We start from the raw sequence: 19150 nt of genomic DNA on the forward strand, positions 1-19150 counted from the left end.
AAAATTGTTTTAAATACTAAATACTGATTAGACAAAGCTATAGAATGGTTCAATTTTTGTAATTTGCTTTACACTATGCATAAACTATTTTATTTTGTTTTATTATTTAGTTTTACTTGTTTTGCCCAACAGCAAGTAAAAACAAGTTTTATAGATTCAACTAAACTAAATGTCGAAAGCATCTTTGGCATAGACACCTCTGGTACGCTTTATTATACAACAGAAGATAATACCTTTCATAAACAAACAAAGGACACTACAATTACGTACACTAATTTTCAGTTAAGTAAAATAACAACTGCAAACACATTTAACTCATTAAAAATAAACCTATTTTATGAAGACTTTAATACGGTTATTGTTTTAGATAATCGTCTTGCAGAAATTTTTAAAGTAGACTTTAATACTAGTCAACCTTATAAAAACGTAAGTTTTATATCTACTGGTTTTGATAATATGCTTTGGATATTTAATCAAGATTTACAACAATTAGAATTGTATGATTTTAAAACAAATAAAACCAAATTAAAAACAGTACCAATCCAATCTCAAATCTTAGATTTAAAAAGCGATTATAATTACTGCTATATGCTAACAGAAAAATACCTGTACATATATAGCTATTTTGGCAGTCTTATAAGCAAGCACAAAAACGTAGGTTATGAGAAATTAGCCTTTAGCAAAGCACACTTGGTTTTAAGAAAAGAGAATCAACTCTTTATATTACAGAAAAATAAAACAGAAATACGTCCAATAGTGCTTCCAAATTTGTTAATAAAACAGTTTTTGGTAACCAATGAAACCTTGTATATTTACGACGACGAAATTCTACGTCAATACCAACTAAAAACAGAATAAATTATGCATGTTGCTGTTGCAGGAAATATCGGAGCTGGTAAAACTACGCTCACAAAATTACTCGCTAAACATTACAAATGGGAAGCACAATTAGAAGACGTAGTTGACAATCCGTATTTAGACGATTTTTACAATCAGATGGAGCGTTGGAGTTTTAACTTACAGGTCTATTTTTTAAACAGTAGATTCCGCCAAGTCAATCAAATTCATAATAGCGGAAAAGACATCATTCAGGACAGAACTATTTATGAAGATGCGCATATTTTTGCACCAAATCTTCATGCGATGGGTTTAATGACTAATCGTGATTTCGAAAATTACAAGTCCCTTTTTGATCTTATGGAAGGTTTTGTAAAAGGCCCAGATTTACTAATTTACTTACGTAGTTCTATTCCAAATCTTGTTGCTCAGATTCACAAACGTGGTCGAGACTATGAAAACTCAATTAGCATTGATTATTTAAGTCGATTAAATGAACGCTATGAAGCTTGGATTTCTAAATACAATAAAGGCAATTTATTAATTATAGATGTAGATGATTTAGACTTTGTCACTAATCCTGAAGATTTAGGTAGTATAATCAATAAAATTGATGCTCAAATTAACGGGTTATTTTAAGCAATAAATTTGTGCTTTTTGGCATGTTTTATAGCTTCATCACTGGTTTGAACAATCCGCACAGGAACTGCTTTATAATTTTCAAATAAATTAGAGATTTTTTTCATTTTACGCGAGTGGTCAACAGACCTGAGATAAATTGCAGCTATTCTATTCGGAAAGGCTTTGACGACATCTAAATAGATGTAAGCATCCTTTTCTCCACAGTCACCAATAAGTATAAACTTTAAATCTACATACGTATTTAAAATATTATATATCTCATGATATTTATGTGCTAATTCAGAACGTGGTGTTCTGTCAAATGGGGTTCTTAAATCTCTTAATAATATTGGTCCTTTTGGAAAGTTATTCATTTTAAGAAAGAATTCTAAATAACGGTATAAATTCCATGGACTATTGCTTACATAAAAAATAGGATTGGCTTCAGTACAAGATTTTCCATTATGTAATGCGTGATAAAACTCAGCAGAGCCCTCTAAAGCTTTTCGTTTGTGAGGTGTTTTAAAAAACGTATTTACAATAACACGCCATTTTAAGGTAGATGCTACTCCTGTATGTAAAATTGTATCGTCAATATCACTTATAACACCAAAGCTAGAATCTATTTTTGGAATGAGCATCTGTCCTAAAAAACAATTTTTAAGTTGAATTTTTCTTGAATCTCTAGTTGAAGTGTAAGCCACTTCATAAGCCAACCAACCTTCAGTATCTATATGTTCTATTGTATTTTCAGTAGATTCATCTATGAGATAATAGCCCTCAGCATCCGTAGAACTCTCAATTATTTTACCGTTTGGCAAAGTAATCTTTAATGGTGTATTTCTTATTTCATCTGTTTCAAAACGCTTCCATGAATTCACTAAAAGACTAAACCAACTTTTTTTCTCTAAATCTATATCCTCATCTTCTAATGCACGCCCTTTTAAATACAGATGGCTAGCAGTTCCATAAGTCTTAAAGGTTATTATTTGCAATGGATCTTTATTAAACCAGCTCAACTATTTTACGTTTTAAAATTCAAGTTACTAAAAACCACAACTAATCGTCAACCTTAAAACACTAAAGATTAATCTTAAATGTTAAATGTTTAAAAGTTCATTTATTTTCAATGATTTTCAGAGTATTTTAGTGAAATGATTCTTATTTAATCTAAAAAACCAACCAACTCATGAAATCAAAGATTAACGACTCCTTAAGTATTCCCAAGAAAATAAATAAAAATTTACTCATCCTTTTAATTTTCGCATTATCCCTGAGCTTTATTACTGCTCAAAACAATGATTATAATAAAACACCAACTCCTAACTACAGGGCTGCAGCCAAGTTCTCACCAACAAATCTAGGAAAACTTGTACACTCTACCTCTGTTAGACCACGTTGGTTAAAAAACGGTAACCGTTTTTGGTATCAGTACAAAACAACGGAAGGCTCTAACTATTATATGGTTGATGCTGACAAACGTTCAAAAAAAGAATTATTTGACAACGAAAAAATGGCACAATGGCTTACTGAGATGACTAAGGATCCTTATGATGCTAAGCATTTACCTAAATTTGATTTTAAGTTTGTAAAAAACGAGACCGCAATTAGGTTCTACGTCACATCAACCGAAAAGGTTGAAGAAGAGAAAAAGGACAATGATGCTATAATTGAAACAGATTCGACAAAGACAGATTCGACAAAGACAAAGAAAAAGAGTAAACCTAAAATGGTAAACAAAGTCTTTCATTTAGAATATATACTTGGCAGCAATTCATTAACCGTTTTAGATAATAAGAAGAAAGAAAAAGAAAGTTGGAAAATGTGGGCTAATGTAGCACCAGATAGCTCTGTTGTTTTATTCTCTAAACATTACAATTTGTATTGGATGGATAAAGAAAACTTCTTAAAAGCTGTTGAAGATGAAAAAGACACAACAATAGTTGAAAACCAATGGACCAAAGATGGTGAGCTTTATAATTCTTATGGAGGAGGAAGCGGAAGAGGAGAAACTAACGAGTCTATGAAAAAAAACAAAGACAAACGTAAACGGGTATTCGGTGTTTGGTCTCACGACTCTAAGAAATTTGTTTTTCAACGCTCAGACTCAAGACATATTAATGATCTCTGGGTTATTAATACAACTTCTGGTAAAAGACCAACCTTAGAGACTTACAAATATCATATGCCAGGTGAAGATGAGTTTTTTAAGACTGAACTTCATGTTTTTGACATACCATCAAAAAGTAGTCTTTTAGTTAAATTAGATACTATAGCCCAACAAGGTGTTCAGGTTTATAGAGAACCCTTAAAGAAATCTAACTTTGATGATGACTTCAGACCTTCATTATTACTTTCTAAAAAAGGTAAAATCTATTATAACACCATCAGTAGAGATCGTAAAAAATTAGACATCTGTGTTGCAGACATAAATACAGGCGAAACCAAAGTATTAATAGAGGAACGTTTCAATACTTATATTGAATCGAGACCATTGGTTTTAATGAATGATGAAAGTGAAATGTTGCACTGGGCTGAGCGTTCTGGTTGGGCACACTATTATTTATATGACACCGAAGGTAATTTAAAGAATCAAGTTACTAAAGGCGCTTTCCATGTAGAACAAGCAATAGGAGTAGATGAAAAGTCCCGAACATTATTCTTTTCTGCACACGGTATTCCTAAAGATCAAGACCCATATTATGAGCACATGTATAAAATTAACTTAAATGGCGCTGGACTTAAAGCGCTTAATCCAGGTGATTTTAATGCCTCTGGCAATATGGCAGATTCTAATAGTTTCTTTGTGAGTAACTATTCTAGGGTAAACTCAATTCCAAAATCCGAATTAAGAAATAGCGATGGTAAGGTTGTAATGCAACTAGAAGAAGGGGATTTATCTCAATTAATGGCAGCTGGATACAAGTTTCCTGAAACTTTTAAAATGAAAGCTGACGATGGTATTACAGATATATACGGAGTGATGTATAAACCATTTGATATGGATTCTACAAAAAAATATCCGTTATTAGAATATGTCTATCCTGGTCCTCAAACTGAAGCTGTAAACAAATCGTTTTCTTTTCGCATGGATAGATTAGATAGAATGGCTCAAGTTGGTTTCGTAGTTGTTACTATGGGTAATCGCGGTGGGCATCCAGACCGTTCTAAATGGTATCATAATTATGGCTATGGTAATTTAAGAGATTATGGCTTGGCTGACAAAAGACATGTTGCGGAACAATTAGCTGATAAACATGATTTTATTGATATTGAAAAGGTTGGAATTTATGGACATTCTGGTGGTGGTTTTATGTCTACTGCTGCAATGCTAGTATATCCAGATTTCTTTAAAGCTGCTGTTTCTTCAGCAGGTAATCATGATAATGCGATTTACAATAGTTGGTGGAGCGAAACGCATCATGGAGTTATGGAAGAAGCGGATGATGATGGTAATGTGAAATATAAATACATGATTGATAATAACCAGTCGCTAGCCAAAAACTTAAAAGGTAAATTGATGCTAATTACAGGAGATGTAGATAATAATGTACATCCTGGAGGAACTATAAGAATGGCAAACGAGCTGATAAAGGCCAACAAACGTTTCGACTTTATGCTAATGCCAGGTCAGCGCCATGGTTTTGGAAAAATGACAGAATACTCATTCTGGTTGCGTGCAGACCATTTTAGTAAACACTTTCTAGGTGTTGAAGCCTCTAATGTAGATATTACAGAAATGAATAGAGATAAGCCTAAGAGTAAGTCGTAAATAGAAAAATATAGACACAAAAAAACCACGCTACTTAGCGTGGTTTTTTATTTATAATTTCTAAGGCTTATCCTTTAGTAATATCCATTTTTTCAATCACCTTTTCAACTTCACCAGCTTCATTGGTTAGTGTTGCTTCAAAAGCTTTTAATTCTTTTTCTACTTCAGCTTTAGTCCCTTCAAAAATAATAGTTTCAGAAACTTTTTCACCTTTAATAGTTGTAGAATAATCTACTGTTGCTTTTGCTAAGTCTTTAGAATTAACAGTCATTTCAATTGATGCTTCATCTTCAATACTTGTTAATACTGTTTCTTCACCGTGACCACCTAATATTGGCGCAATAACTAAACCGATAAGACAAGTTAACTTAATTAAGATATTCATTGAAGGACCAGACGTATCTTTAAATGGATCACCAACTGTATCTCCAGTTACTGCTGCTTTATGTGCATCACTTCCTTTGTAAGTCATAACTCCATTAATCTCAACACCAGCTTCGAAAGATTTCTTAGCGTTATCCCAAGCTCCACCAGCGTTATTCTGGAAGATTGCCCATAGTACACCAGAAACTGTAACACCTGCCATATAACCACCTAACATTTCAGCAACCAACATGTTATTATCTTGATAAACTAATTTACCAACTAAGACAACGAGTATTGGAAACCCAATCGTTAAAAGACCTGGTAACATCATTTCTTTTAAAGAGGCTTTTGTAGAAATAGCTACACACTTATCGTATTCTGGTTTTCCAGTACCTTCCATAATTCCTGGAATTTCTTTAAACTGCCTTACCACTTCATTTACCATTTCCATAGCAGCTTTACCAACGGCATTCATAGCTAATGCAGAAAATACAACTGGCACCATACCACCAACAAATAGCATTGCTAATACTGGCGCTTTAAATATGTTAATCCCATCAATACCTGTAAATGTTACATAAGCAGCAAATAAAGCTAAAGATGTTAATGCCGCAGATGCAATAGCAAAACCTTTACCTGTTGCGGCCGTTGTATTACCAACAGCATCTAAAATATCTGTACGCTCTCTTACTATTGGTTCTTGCTCACTCATTTCTGCAATACCACCAGCATTATCAGCAATTGGTCCAAAAGCATCAATGGCTAATTGCATAGCAGTTGTTGCCATCATTGCAGAAGCGGCTAAAGCAACGCCATAAAATCCAGCTAAAGCATATGATGCCCATATTGCGGCAGCAAATAATAAAACAGAAGAGAACGTAGATATCATACCAGTAGCTAAACCAGCAATAATGTTAGTTCCTGCTCCTGTACTTGATTGTTGTACAATTTTTAAAACTGGCTTAGAGCCTAATCCTGTGTAGTATTCAGTAAATGCAGAGATACCTGCACCTACAACTAAACCAACTAAACAGGCATAAAACACACGCATTGAAGAAATATCTTGAAGACCTTCACCGTAGAAATTCATTTGCATTGTTTCTGGCAACATCCAAGTTACTAATCCGAAACATGCGGCAGCAACCATTAATATAGATGCCCAGTTTCCTATGTTTAATGCTCTTTGTACATCTGCTTCTTTTGCATCGTTAGATGAAATTTTAACTAATAAAGTTCCGATAAGAGAAATAATAATTCCTACGCCTGCAATAGACATTGGTAATAGAATTGGTCCAATACCACCAAAAGCATCTTGAATTGCTCCTCCCATATCCTTAATAACATAGTTACCTAAAACCATTGCCGCTAAAACTGTCGCTACATAAGATCCGAATAAATCGGCTCCCATACCTGCTACATCACCAACATTATCACCAACATTATCAGCAATTGTTGCTGGGTTTCTTGGATCATCTTCAGGGATATCAGCTTGTACTTTACCAGCTAAATCAGCACCAACATCAGCAGCCTTCGTATAAATACCACCACCAACTCTTGCAAACAAAGCAATAGATTCAGCTCCTAATGAGAAACCAGCTAATGCCTCTAAAACGATAGTCATATCACCAGTGTTAGTCCATTCGCTTCCCATAAATACTTTATAGAATATAATAAAGAAAAGAGTTAAACCTAATACAGCTAAACCTGCAACGCCAAGTCCCATAACAGTACCACCACCAAAAGATACTTTTAAAGCATTTGGCAAACTCGTTTTTGCAGCTTGTGTTGTTCTAACATTTGTTTTGGTTGCAATTTTCATTCCCATGTTTCCTGCAAAAGCAGAAAAAATAGCTCCAATAATAAAAGCAACTACAATTAAATACGTACTATCCATATAAAAAGCAATACCAGCTAATACAAGACTTGCTCCTACAACGAAGAATGTTAATAAACGGTATTCTGCATTTAAGAATGCCAGTGCGCCTTCGTAGATATGATCTGAAATTTCTTTCATTTTACCATCTCCAGCATCTTGTTTCATAACCCATGATTTCTTTATAACCATGTAAATTAATCCTAAAATCGCCAAAGCTATTGGCATATAAATCATAAGTGACTCCATATATTATTTTTTATTTTGATTAGTTTTTTGCTGGGCAAAAATAACAAAATAGACGAGAATAGAAAAACCCTTTGTCGAGTAATCACAAAGGGCCTTTTAATTATTAGAAAATTATAGCCTTTAGATGCTAAAATCATCGTTAGTTTTGTGCTCGCTAGACTCGTATCTCTCTATACATTTATTAAGAATATCGTAAGCTTCGTTTGCATTTCCCCAACCACCAACATCTACTTTCTTTTTTTCTAAATCTTTATAAACTTGAAAAAAGTGTTCAATCTCTTTAATTTGATGTGGATTCATATCAGACAAATCATTAAGGCTATTCCAAATAGGGTCTGAAACTGGTACACAAATCACTTTTTCATCTGGCCCTTTTTCATCAGCCATATGGAATACTCCAATTGGCTTCACTTCTACCACACACATTGGAAACGTAGGCTCACCACCTAATACCAAAACATCCAATGGGTCACCATCTAATGCTAAAGTTTCTGGGATAAAACCATAATCTGCTGGATACATCATTGATGAAAAGAGCATTCTATCGAAGCGGATTTTCTTTAAATCGAAATCATACTCGTATTTGTTACGGCTTCCTTTTGGAATTTCTATAAGTACATCGAAGGTTAATTTTCCTGTTGGTGTCATATCTATTTTTTTTTAAAAAAGGGACGCAAATATAATGCAATGCTTTTCTACAGCCAAAGTAAACGTGAGTGATTGCTTAAAAATAAAACCCAAAACTACCTGTGACACCAAATCGTCTTGCACCAGGATTATCTAAATAGTTACCTCTAAAGTTAAAATCTAGTCTTAACACTTTAAATATATTAGCTACTCCAAAGCTATATTCATAATACACGCGAGAGTCTGGCGCAATCAAAGGAATTTCAACTAAGTTACCGGTTGTGCTTAAAGCTATATTCTCATCCGATAATTCTCCCCAGACACCTCTAATACTTAAAACAGCTCTAAGATTGTATTTCTTTAAGAAAGGTATTCTAGAAAAAACACGACCATTAAAGTTTTGCTCTACATGTAATGATGTATATGTATCTGTCACAAACTCATAAAAATCAAGTTGTGAAAAGGTATTATAGATTGAAAAATAAGTTTGATTCCCAGGCACAACACTCAATAATGCCAACGGAACCTCACCAAAGGTTTTACCTGCTTCAATTGATGTTGTTAAGCGACCAAAACCACCGACTTGCCATGGCTGAATATAAGAAAATTGCAATTTTGTATATTCAAAATCACTATCCAAAATCCCCTTATAGCCTTTACTAATTTGAGTAAATAGTCGCGCAAAATTATCATTCTTATTTTTTCGTTCTACACCAAAACCTGTCATTTCTCTTTTAGGAAAATAGGCTACCGAAAACCGAGTTTCGAATTGTTTCGTTTCAGAAGACACTCCTGTAGGAGAATCTGGGTCAATATAATCTAAACTAAATGTTGGTGATGCTGATTCTAAAGTACGATAACTGGTATTAAATCGCAACCCTAAATTTCTAACGGGTTCTATTTCTAGTCCCAAAGTCGTTAGATTAATATTAGTTAGTTTATCATTTGCACCTGCAGTAAAAACTGCATTAGAAGCTAAACTTCTCCCTAAAACATCTGTAGAACTTGTTAAACTAGCACCAATTTGCTCTATATCACGTCGTGTACCTCCAAATATGGTTAATCTACTTTTTTTATCTAGTAACCATTTTCCAGAAATACCATATTTAAATTTATCATCTCTAAGTCCATACGCGACAAAACCTTCTAATCTCCATAAATCATTTGGCCCAAAATAGGTTCTCCCACCAGAACGCAATCGCACCCCTTCAACCTCGTTAAATCCCAAAGTTGAAAATATTGGACCATAATCTAAATTAAGACTCGGAAACTCTACATAACCAGATGCTAGTATGCTTCCTAAATTGTAAAGTCTTTTAAATTTCTTTACAGTTTTAAGTGTATCTAACATTTTATAGACACCTTGTTCATCTTTATTAAGCGCTTCTAATCTATTAGTCTTCCAAAAGTCGTCTTTTCTATTATAAACATCTGCATCATAATTATAAACAACTTTGTCGTAATATTCATCACCTTTTGGCTGATTGAATTTATAATTATCATAGAGCGTTGTTCGCTTTCCGTAAACACCTCTTGATTTTTCCTTTTTATTCATAGCGAAATCTGAAAGGAAGTAATCGCGTTTTATTAGAAAGACTGAATCGTTTAAAACCTCAAACTCTTGCTCTATATAAATTTCTTTTACCCAATTAATATTGGCGCTTTTAGATGCCTGAAGATTAATTTCTTTGATAGCAAACGTAGAATCATTAACCCAAAAATCACCTTTAAAAGTTAATTCATTCTTTCGTCTCGGATAGTAAATAATATTGTAACACCATTTATTATCTATAAACGCACTATCAGATAACACATAATTATAAGTCTGTACACCTGTCCTACTTAAAGGACTAGTAAAGCTTTTATCGAAGAATTTTAAATAATTATCATAGATGTTATATTCTGAATACAAGTCATCTATAAAATCTATAATTATTTGGTTGTTGCTAAAACCAGAATTTTTATTTCCTAATAGATCTTCTCGCTCTTTATTAGTCACATTATCACCTGAAATTTTCTTAACGGACTCGTTTAAAAAAATTGGTAAATATGTTTTTCCAGTAACGTTGGAGGTGTCTACTTCTTCAAAAACAAACTCCATACCCTTAAATAGCTTGCTTTTTATTAGAGCACTATCTATAGTGTTAAGGTCGAATTCCACTTTCTCATATTGGTCGTACTCGTACTGCTTAAACTGACTTAACCCATTAAGACGCTTACGTTCCCATATCTTTTTAAGAATTCTAATCGCTGGGTTTTCAGAGGCTTTTTTAGATTGCTTACCAGTAACGATAACTACCTCATCTAATGATGATGCTTCTTCCTTAAGAATAAATTTTAAGTTGTACGTTACGCTCTTGGTTAATGGGATTTCTAACATTTCGAATCCTATAAAAGACACAATTAAGGTCTCCCATTTATCATCAGATTCTAAATAGAACTTACCATCTTCATTTGAGATTGTTCCCTCTGTAGAACCTTTAAACAGAATATTAGCAAAAGCAATAGGCTCATTGTTTTCATCAAAAACATAACCACTTACTTTTGTTTGACCTAAGGCAGTCAAAAAACCGAAACATAAAAAAAATACAAGTAATTTTATTTTCATATTCAAAATATAAAACTTCATCAACAACTTCCAAAAATGTTTTCGAAAGTTGTTGATGAAGTTTACTAAACGCGGAAAACTACGATTTATTTATTTATACATTACTTTTTTCACTGCTTTTATAACAGAGTCGCTATTTGGTAACCATTCTGCTAATAATACTGGTGAATAAGGCGCTGGTGTATCAGCTGTATTTATTTTTACTACAGGTGCATCTAAATAATCAAACGCTTCCGATTGCACTAAATAAGTAATTTCAGTTGCAACATTACCAAATGGCCATGCTTCTTCTAAAACTACTAATCTATTTGTTTTCTTAACAGACTTTAAAATGGCACCTCTATCCATTGGCCTTACTGTACGTAAATCAATTATTTCACAAGAAATACCTTCTTCTGCTAATTGATCAGCTGCTTTGTAGGCTTCTTTTATAATCTTTCCAAAAGACACAATAGTTACATCTGTACCTTCACGTTTTATTTCAGCAACACCAATCGGTATTGTGTATTCTCCTTCCGGCACTTCACCTTTGTCACCATACATTTGTTCACTTTCCATAAAAATCACAGGATCGTCATCTCTAATTGCTGATTTTAGTAAGCCTTTTGCATCATAAGGATTAGACGGTATTACAACTTTTAGACCTGGTGTATTAGCAAACCAATTCTCAAAAGCTTGAGAATGTGTTGCCCCTAATTGACCTGCAGAGCCTGTTGGTCCTCTAAATACTATTGGACATTTAAACTGTCCACCAGACATTTGTCTAATCTTAGCCGCATTATTAATAATTTGATCAATTCCAACCAAAGAGAAATTAAACGTCATATATTCTACAATAGGGCGATTGCCTGTCATTGTAGAACCAATAGCAATACCAGCAAAACCAAGTTCTGCAATTGGTGTATCTATAACACGCTTTTCCCCAAACTCTTCGAGCATACCTTTTGATGCTTTATAAGCACCGTTATATTCAGCAACTTCTTCACCCATGAGATAAATACTTTCATCTCTGCGCATCTCCTCACTCATTGCTTCACAAATAGCTTCTCTAAATTGAATTGTCTTCATTGTTCTGTTTTTTATCGCGTAGCAAAAATAGGAATAATTCAGTATTATTTTAAAATAATAAAGCGGATAAAATTGTAAGTCTTTAATAAAAATAATCTGGTGCTTTCAAAACCAACATAAGACAATAAGATTCATATTTAAAGCCAATTTGATTATGGATTCAGCATTAAAACATGATTTTTTATAAAAAAAGTATAATTTTACTATGCATGCATAGTAAAATTAAAATATTTATATTTATCTTCGTCATCAAGAATTAAGACATTAAATAAATAATTTTTTTATGAAGATATTAGTATGTATTAGTCATGTTCCTGATACGACCTCAAAGATTAATTTCACAGATGGTGATACTAAATTTGACACTAATGGTGTTCAGTTTGTAATTAACCCAAATGATGAATTTGGTTTAACTCGCGCTATGTGGTTTAAAGAAAAACAAGGAGCAAGTGTTACTGTGGTTAATGTTGGTGGAGTGGAAACTGAACCAACATTAAGAAAAGCGTTAGCTATAGGCGCAGATAGTGCAATTAGAGTAAATACAGAAGCTACAGATGGTTTTGCAGTTGCTAAACAACTCGCAAAAGTCGTAAGTGATGGTGGCTATGATTTAATTATTGCTGGTAGAGAATCTATTGATTACAATGGAGGAATGGTACCCGGTATGTTAGCTGCAATGATTGATGCTAATTTTGTTGCTAACTGTATTAGTCTAGAGATAGATGGTACAAGCGCGAAAGCCATAAGAGAAATTGACGGAGGAAAAGAAACCGTAAACACATCTTTACCTTTAGTTATTGGCGGACAAAAAGGCCTAGTAGAAGAAAGTGATCTTCGTATACCAAATATGAGAGGTATAATGATGGCTCGTAAAAAACCACTAACTATTTTAGAACCTACAGACGTTAGTGCAGAAACAAAAGCAACTAGTTTTGAAAAACCAGCTCCTAGAGGTGCAGTTAAATTAGTTGATGTTGATAATATTGATGAGTTAATTAACTTACTTCATAACGAAGCTAAGGTGATTTAAAAAATAAATTCCATCCCGATAGTTATCTGGGACAAAATCTAAATTCTAAAAGTCAATAATTTGGAATTTAGCAGTTGAAATTTTAAAAATTAAAAAATTATGTCCGTTTTAGTATATACAGAATCAGAAAAAGGAAAGTTTAAAAAAGCAGCTTTAGAAGTTGTGTCTTACGCCAAAGCAATTGCTGACCAAATGGGAACTACAGTTACTGCAGTTACTATTAACGCAGATAATGAAGACAGTTTAGGCAACTATGGTGCAGCAAGAGTACTTTCAATTAAAGACGATGCGTTAAACACATTTAATGCAAAAAAATACGCTTCTGCTATTGAAAATGCTGCCAAAAATGAAGGTTCAAAAGTCGTTGTTGTTAGCGCTAGTGCTGACAGCAAATATTTAGCTCCATTATTAGCAGTAGGTTTAGAAGCAGGTTACGTTTCTAATGTGGTTGAAGCACCTTCTAGTGTTTCACCTTTTACAGTGAAGCGTTCTGCATTTACAAACAAAGCATTTGCAAATACAGAAATTACTACAGACGTAAAAATTGTTGGCTTATCTAACAATTCATTTGGCTTAGTAGAATCTGGAGGAACAGCTACTATTGAAGATTTTTCACCAACAGTATCAGAATCTGGTGTAAGTGTAGAATCTGTAGATAAGGCAGCAGACAAGGTAACTATTGCAGATGCAGAAACTGTAGTGTCAGCAGGTCGTGGTCTAAAAGGCCCTGAAAACTGGGGAATGATTGAAGAATTAGCCGAAGTTTTAGGAGCAGCAACAGCATGTTCTAAACCTGTATCGGATTTAGGTTGGAGACCACACGGCGAGCATGTAGGACAAACGGGGAAACCTGTAGCCTCTAACTTATACATTGCTATAGGTATTTCGGGAGCCATTCAGCATTTAGCAGGTATCAACTCATCTAAAGTAAAAGTAGTTATAAATACAGATCCTGAAGCCCCTTTCTTTAAAGCTGCAGATTATGGAGTTGTTGGTGATGCCTTTGTAGTAGTACCTCAACTCATCGAAAAATTAAAAGCTTTCAAAGCACAAAATGCATAATTTTACTACCTTGTAATAAGAAAGGGCTGTTTAAATTTAGAAATTCTCTTCTAAACTAACGTTTCATCGGACGTAAAGAGAAAATTATCCAATTCTGTATAATGCAGTTGGTAAAGTCCAAATTTAAACAGTTCTTTGTGTTTTATAAATTATGAGCTTAGTTCGTTTAAATATCAAAGGTATTTCATATAGTCAGACTCAAAATGGTGCTTACGCATTAATTTTAAATGAGGTTGATGGTGACAGAAAACTACCTATCGTCATTGGAGCATTTGAAGCACAATCTATAGCAATTGCTTTAGAAAAAGAAATTCGACCTCCGCGACCACTTACTCACGATTTATTTAAAAACTTCTCTGATCGTTTCGATATCATTGTTAAACAAGTTATTATCCATAAATTAGTAGATGGAGTATTTTACTCAAGTCTTATTTGTGAGCGGGATAAAATTGAAGAAATTATTGATGCAAGAACTAGTGACGCTATAGCATTAGCATTACGCTTTCAGGCACCTATTTTTACCTATAAAAACATCTTAGATAAAGCCGGAATCTACCTTAAAGTAAATCCTAAAAGTGATGACGAAGAACAAGATAGTATTCTTGTAGATGATATCGTTGCAGAAGAAATTGAAGCTGCAACTGCAGAACAACAAGGCTACAAAGACCATACTATAGAAGAACTTAACAACTTATTAGATGATGCTGTAAATAATGAAGATTATGAAAAAGCTGCCAAAATAAGGGACGAAATTTCTAAACGTTAACCAATACATGTTTTTATGAATCATTTTTTCAAGGTACTTGTTGCTATATTTATTGGACTTTCATCAATAACAGCACAAGAGCTAGAGAAAAAGTGGGTAGCTGAGGCACCAATAAATAAATATTTAAATCTAGAGTTTAAAAAAGGTGAGTTTAGTTTCTATTCAAATCCCGATACTCAAATTAAAGGCGATTACATATATCAAAATAATCTTTTGATTCTATTTAATAATGATTCTATAAATTCAACTAATAGATATAGAATTACAGAATTAACAGATTCTACATTAGTTTTTAAAGACCAAATAAAATCATATAAATACAATTCTTTAAGCAACATTCTTTCTGCAAAAGTAAAGTTAAATGAGAATGAAGGAAACACAATAATTCCTAGTCAAGGTTTTTCACTCAAGAGTTTATGGAGAGGAGTTTTAGGGATGGTATCACTTATTTTTCTTGCTTTTTTATTTAGTAGCAATAGAAAAGCCATTAACTGGAAAACAGTTGGCATTGGTTTAACGCTACAACTTATAATTGCTGTTGGCGTTTTAAAAGTAGATCTTGTAAAAACAATCTTTGAGTATGTTGGAAAAGGGTTTATAGCAATCCTAGGATTCACACAAGCTGGCAGTGAATTTTTATTTGGCGGTATGTTAGATATAAATTCTTTCGGATATATATTTGCTTTTCAAGTGCTACCAACAATTATCTTCTTCTCAGCACTAACTTCTGTATTATTTTATCTTGGTGTTATTCAAAAACTGGTTAAAGGAATGGGTTGGTTACTAACTAAAGTTTTAGGGATTTCTGGCGCAGAAAGTTTAAGTGTTGCTGGTAATATATTTTTAGGACAAACTGAAGCACCATTACTAATAAAAGCTTATTTAGAAAAAATGAATAAGTCTGAAATTCTGCTTGTAATGATTGGCGGTATGGCAACAGTGGCTGGTGCTGTTTTAGCAGCATATATTGGATTTTTAGGAGGTGACGATCCAGAATTACAGTTATTTTATGCTAAACATTTATTAGCAGCTTCAGTAATGGCTGCGCCAGGAGCAATCGTTGTTTCTAAAATATTATTTCCTCAAATTGAAAAAATTAATACAGATGTTTCAGTCTCTAAAGAAAAAATAGGATCTAATATTTTAGAGTCTATAGCAAACGGAACTACTGAAGGTTTAAAGTTAGCCGTAAATGTTGGCGCTATGTTATTAGTATTTGTAGCTTTTATTGCAATGATTAATGGTATCCTTGGTGGCATTGGTGATATCACATCACTCAACGAATGGGTTACTGCTAATACACCATACCAAGCCTTATCTTTAGAACTCATACTAGGTTATACATTTGCACCATTAATGTGGTTAGTTGGCATAGCACATGAGGATATGGCACTTATGGGACAGCTTTTAGGTATTAAGTTAGCGGCAAGTGAATTTGTGGGTTACATTCAATTAGCAGATTTAAAAGACGTGACTAGCGCTACACACCTAAAATATCAAAAATCAATAATTATGGCAACTTACATGCTTTGCGGTTTTGCCAACTTTGCTTCAATTGGCATACAAATTGGTGGCATTGGTTCTTTAGCTCCTGGACAACGTAAGCAATTATCTAAGTTTGGAATGAAAGCCTTAATAGGTGGAACAATAGCATCCTTAATTTCTGCCACTATTGCAGGTATGATAATTGGGTAACAAATTCTTGCAAAAGCAGTAATCTTACAAATCATAGTTAATAACTTATCATATATAGTGAAGCATCAAATATCAGATTTTGATGCTTTTTTTTTATTTTCGCTTAACGTTATGCCGAATAGAAATCAGCATCGCATATCAACAAAACTCAAGTTTAATTTAAAGAGATTCCTGCTTTCGCAGGAAGTGAGCATGAAACAATACCACGATTTAGTAAAGCACGTTTTAGCAGAAGGGAACGAAAAAGGAGATAGAACTGGCACAGGAACAAAAAGTGTTTTTGGATATCAAATGCGATTCGATTTAAGGGAAGGTTTCCCAATGGTCACTACCAAAAAATTACATCTTAAATCTATTATCTACGAATTACTTTGGTTTTTAAAAGGAGAAACGAACACAAAATACTTAACTGAAAACGGAGTTAGAATTTGGAATGATTGGGCCGATGAAAATGGTGATTTAGGACCAGTTTACGGTCACCAGTGGCGTAATTGGGCAAGTGAAGATATTGACCAGATTAAAGACGTTATTGCGACGTTAAAGAATAATCCTAATAGTCGTAGAATGCTAGTTTCTGCTTGGAATCCTTCAGTATTGCCAGACACATCTAAATCTTTCTCAGAAAATGTAGCCGAAGGCAAAGCTGCTTTACCTCCATGCCATGCCTTTTTTCAGTTCTATGTTGCTGATGGTAAATTGTCTTGTCAACTCTACCAACGTAGTGCTGATATCTTTTTAGGAGTCCCTTTTAATATCGCATCTTATGCTTTATTTACGATGATGATGGCTCAGGTTTGTGGATTTGAAGCTGGTGACTTTATTCACACCTTTGGTGATGCACATATTTATAACAACCATAAAGAACAGTTAGAATTACAATTGTCTAGAGAGATTAGACCCTTACCAAAAATGGTATTGAATCCTGAAATTAAAGATATTTTTAATTTTAATTTTGAAGACTTCACACTTTTAGATTACAATCCACATCCACATATCAAAGGTGTTGTTGCTGTTTAATAATTCAAAATTATTTATTTAAAAACGGTATCTTTATAGTATTAAATTTCAGTTATGTTCGGAAAGAAAAAGACAGTTTCAACTATAGATAAAGACCAATTAGAGCTCATTGAAAATGCTCAAAAACGCATTAAACAGAAAAAACGTTTATACGTTCACTTTGTAGTATTTTTAATTGGTTCAATCTTTTTTATTGTAGCGAATAACTTTTTAGCAATAGGCGAAACGTACGTACTTGCTGGTCAAGGATGGTGGTTTTATCTCGTTTTAGCATGGTTACTACTTGTTATTTATCATTTTGTGAGCGTTTTTATTACCAATAAATTTATGGGTAAAGACTGGGAGAAAGAACAATTAGAAAAATTAGTAAACCAACAGCAAAAGCGCATTGACAAGCTAAAAAAAGGGTTCCTAAAAGAGGAAACTAAACTCGCACAATCCCAAGCTTATAATGAGGCTAAGGAAGAAACACCTCCAGTACTAAAAAAAAAATCTAATAATTTAACCATTATTGTTGCTGCTGGAGAAAACAATGCTATTGGTAAAGACAATGACCTCATCTGGCATTTAAGCGATGACCTCAAACGGTTTAAAGCACTAACAAATGGGCATCATATAATTATGGGACGCAAAACTTTTGAAAGTTTTCCAAAACCATTACCAAACAGAACACATATAGTTATTACGAGACAAGCAGATTATAAGGTTCCGGATGGTGTAATTGTAGTTAATAATCTCGATGAGGCTATTGACGCTGCTCGAAGTGATCAGCAACCTTTTATTATTGGAGGTGGAGAAATCTATAAGCAGTCTTTAGATATTGCTGGCAGGTTAGAAATAACAAGAGTGCATTCTAAATTTGATGATGCAGATACTTTCTTTCCTGAAATTGATGAAACAAAATGGACAGAGTCTGAAAGAACAAGTAATAATGCTGACGAGAAACATGCCTATTCGTTTTCATTTATCACGTATTTAAAGAAATAATATTTCTATTTTTTTTTGCTCTAAAACTCATTAACAAAATGAGTAGGCAACCCTTTATCTTTTTTTAACGTCTTTGTTTATAAAGGGCTAGCTTGTTAATTTTAATGAAAGTAGCGAAACTGTAACACTTTTCATTTTTAGTCGTCATATTTTAAACTAATCAAAAATCAATTTTCTATGAGTTCATTAAAAATCAATAATTTATCTAAAACGTACCCAAACGGTGTAAAAGCCTTAGATAATGTGAGTCTAGAATTAGAAAACGGCATGTTCGGGCTTTTAGGCCCAAATGGCGCTGGCAAATCTTCTCTAATGCGAACCCTTGCAACCTTACAAGAAGCCGATTCTGGAACAGCAACTTTAGATGATATTGATATTTTAAACCAACCTGCAGAACTGCGAAAAGTTTTAGGCTACTTGCCACAAGAATTTGGTGTGTATCCTCGTATTACAGCAGAACAATTGTTAACTCATTTGTCCATTTTAAAAGGAATTACCAATACGTCTGAACGTAAAGAATTGGTGAAGTACTTATTAAACAAAGTGAACCTTTACGATAAACGAAACAAATC

15 protein-coding genes are annotated in these 19150 nt (G+C 33.4%); 10 read left to right on the forward strand and 5 right to left on the reverse strand.

Annotation, left to right across the window (positions count from 1 at the left end; genetic code table 11):
• Positions 1-75 precede the first annotated feature (75 nt).
• Entirely contained in the window at positions 76-858 is a 783-nt protein-coding gene (locus tag B2U95_RS06935) for a hypothetical protein (RefSeq protein ID WP_296314126.1), read from the forward strand.
• A 3-nt stretch (positions 859-861) separates the two neighbouring features.
• Entirely contained in the window at positions 862-1476 is a 615-nt protein-coding gene (locus tag B2U95_RS06940) for a deoxynucleoside kinase (protein ID WP_296314128.1), read from the forward strand.
• Here the strand turns inward: B2U95_RS06940 and B2U95_RS06945 are convergent.
• A complete protein-coding gene (locus B2U95_RS06945; protein WP_296314130.1) occupies positions 1473-2477 on the reverse strand; it encodes an App1 family protein in 1005 nt (334 codons plus the stop codon). The two genes, B2U95_RS06940 and B2U95_RS06945, sit on opposite strands and share 4 nt — an antisense overlap.
• Positions 2478-2647: 170 nt before the next feature.
• On the opposite strand from B2U95_RS06945, the gene B2U95_RS06950 reads away from it, so the two are divergent.
• On the forward strand, positions 2648-5230 hold the full coding sequence (locus B2U95_RS06950) for a S9 family peptidase (protein ID WP_296314132.1): 2583 nt from the start codon (positions 2648-2650) through the stop codon (positions 5228-5230).
• Positions 5231-5297: 67 nt separating this feature from the next.
• Here the strand turns inward: B2U95_RS06950 and B2U95_RS06955 are convergent, their stop codons facing one another.
• From B2U95_RS06955 to B2U95_RS06970, 4 genes are all read right to left on the reverse strand, one after another.
• Positions 5298-7718, reverse strand: coding sequence for a sodium-translocating pyrophosphatase (locus B2U95_RS06955; protein WP_296314134.1), 2421 nt, complete (start codon positions 7716-7718; stop codon positions 5298-5300).
• Positions 7719-7838: 120 nt separating this feature from the next.
• The gene (locus B2U95_RS06960; protein WP_296314136.1) at positions 7839-8366 is read right to left on the reverse strand and encodes an inorganic diphosphatase; all 528 of its coding nucleotides are present in this window, start codon (positions 8364-8366) and stop codon (positions 7839-7841) included.
• 76 nt (positions 8367-8442) lie between these two features.
• Positions 8443-10953: a DUF5686 and carboxypeptidase-like regulatory domain-containing protein gene (locus tag B2U95_RS06965; RefSeq protein ID WP_296314138.1), complete on the reverse strand. Its 2511-nt coding sequence runs from the start codon at positions 10951-10953 to the stop codon at positions 8443-8445.
• 90 nt (positions 10954-11043) lie between these two features.
• The gene (locus tag B2U95_RS06970) at positions 11044-12021 is read right to left on the reverse strand and encodes a pyruvate dehydrogenase complex E1 component subunit beta (RefSeq protein ID WP_296314141.1); all 978 of its coding nucleotides are present in this window, start codon (positions 12019-12021) and stop codon (positions 11044-11046) included.
• 283 nt (positions 12022-12304) lie between these two features.
• Here B2U95_RS06970 and B2U95_RS06975 point away from each other — a divergent pair, with 283 nt between their 5' ends.
• The 7 genes from B2U95_RS06975 to B2U95_RS07005 form a co-directional block, all read left to right on the forward strand.
• Positions 12305-13051, forward strand: coding sequence for an electron transfer flavoprotein subunit beta/FixA family protein (locus B2U95_RS06975; protein WP_296314143.1), 747 nt, complete (start codon positions 12305-12307; stop codon positions 13049-13051).
• A gap of 99 nt (positions 13052-13150) precedes the next feature.
• Positions 13151-14113: an electron transfer flavoprotein subunit alpha/FixB family protein gene (locus B2U95_RS06980; protein WP_296314145.1), complete on the forward strand. Its 963-nt coding sequence runs from the start codon at positions 13151-13153 to the stop codon at positions 14111-14113.
• Between the two features lie 151 nt (positions 14114-14264).
• Positions 14265-14879 carry a bifunctional nuclease family protein gene (locus tag B2U95_RS06985; protein ID WP_296314147.1) on the forward strand — a complete coding sequence of 205 codons (615 nt, stop codon included), beginning with the start codon at positions 14265-14267 and terminating at the stop codon, positions 14877-14879.
• 15 nt (positions 14880-14894) lie between these two features.
• Complete coding sequence (locus tag B2U95_RS06990; protein WP_296314148.1) at positions 14895-16574, forward strand: NupC/NupG family nucleoside CNT transporter; 1680 nt, start codon at positions 14895-14897, stop codon at positions 16572-16574.
• Positions 16575-16766: 192 nt separating this feature from the next.
• Complete coding sequence (locus B2U95_RS06995; RefSeq protein ID WP_296314150.1) at positions 16767-17591, forward strand: thymidylate synthase; 825 nt, start codon at positions 16767-16769, stop codon at positions 17589-17591.
• Between the two features lie 54 nt (positions 17592-17645).
• Positions 17646-18578, forward strand: a complete 933-nt coding sequence (locus B2U95_RS07000; RefSeq protein ID WP_296314153.1) for a dihydrofolate reductase — start codon at positions 17646-17648, stop codon at positions 18576-18578.
• A gap of 177 nt (positions 18579-18755) precedes the next feature.
• Positions 18756-19150 (forward strand): ATP-binding cassette domain-containing protein (locus B2U95_RS07005; protein WP_296314155.1); only part of this gene is annotated, 395 nt, incomplete at its 3' end.

The sequence above is a fragment of the Winogradskyella sp. UBA3174 genome (assembly GCF_002364335.1).
Taxonomy (GTDB): domain Bacteria; phylum Bacteroidota; class Bacteroidia; order Flavobacteriales; family Flavobacteriaceae; genus Winogradskyella.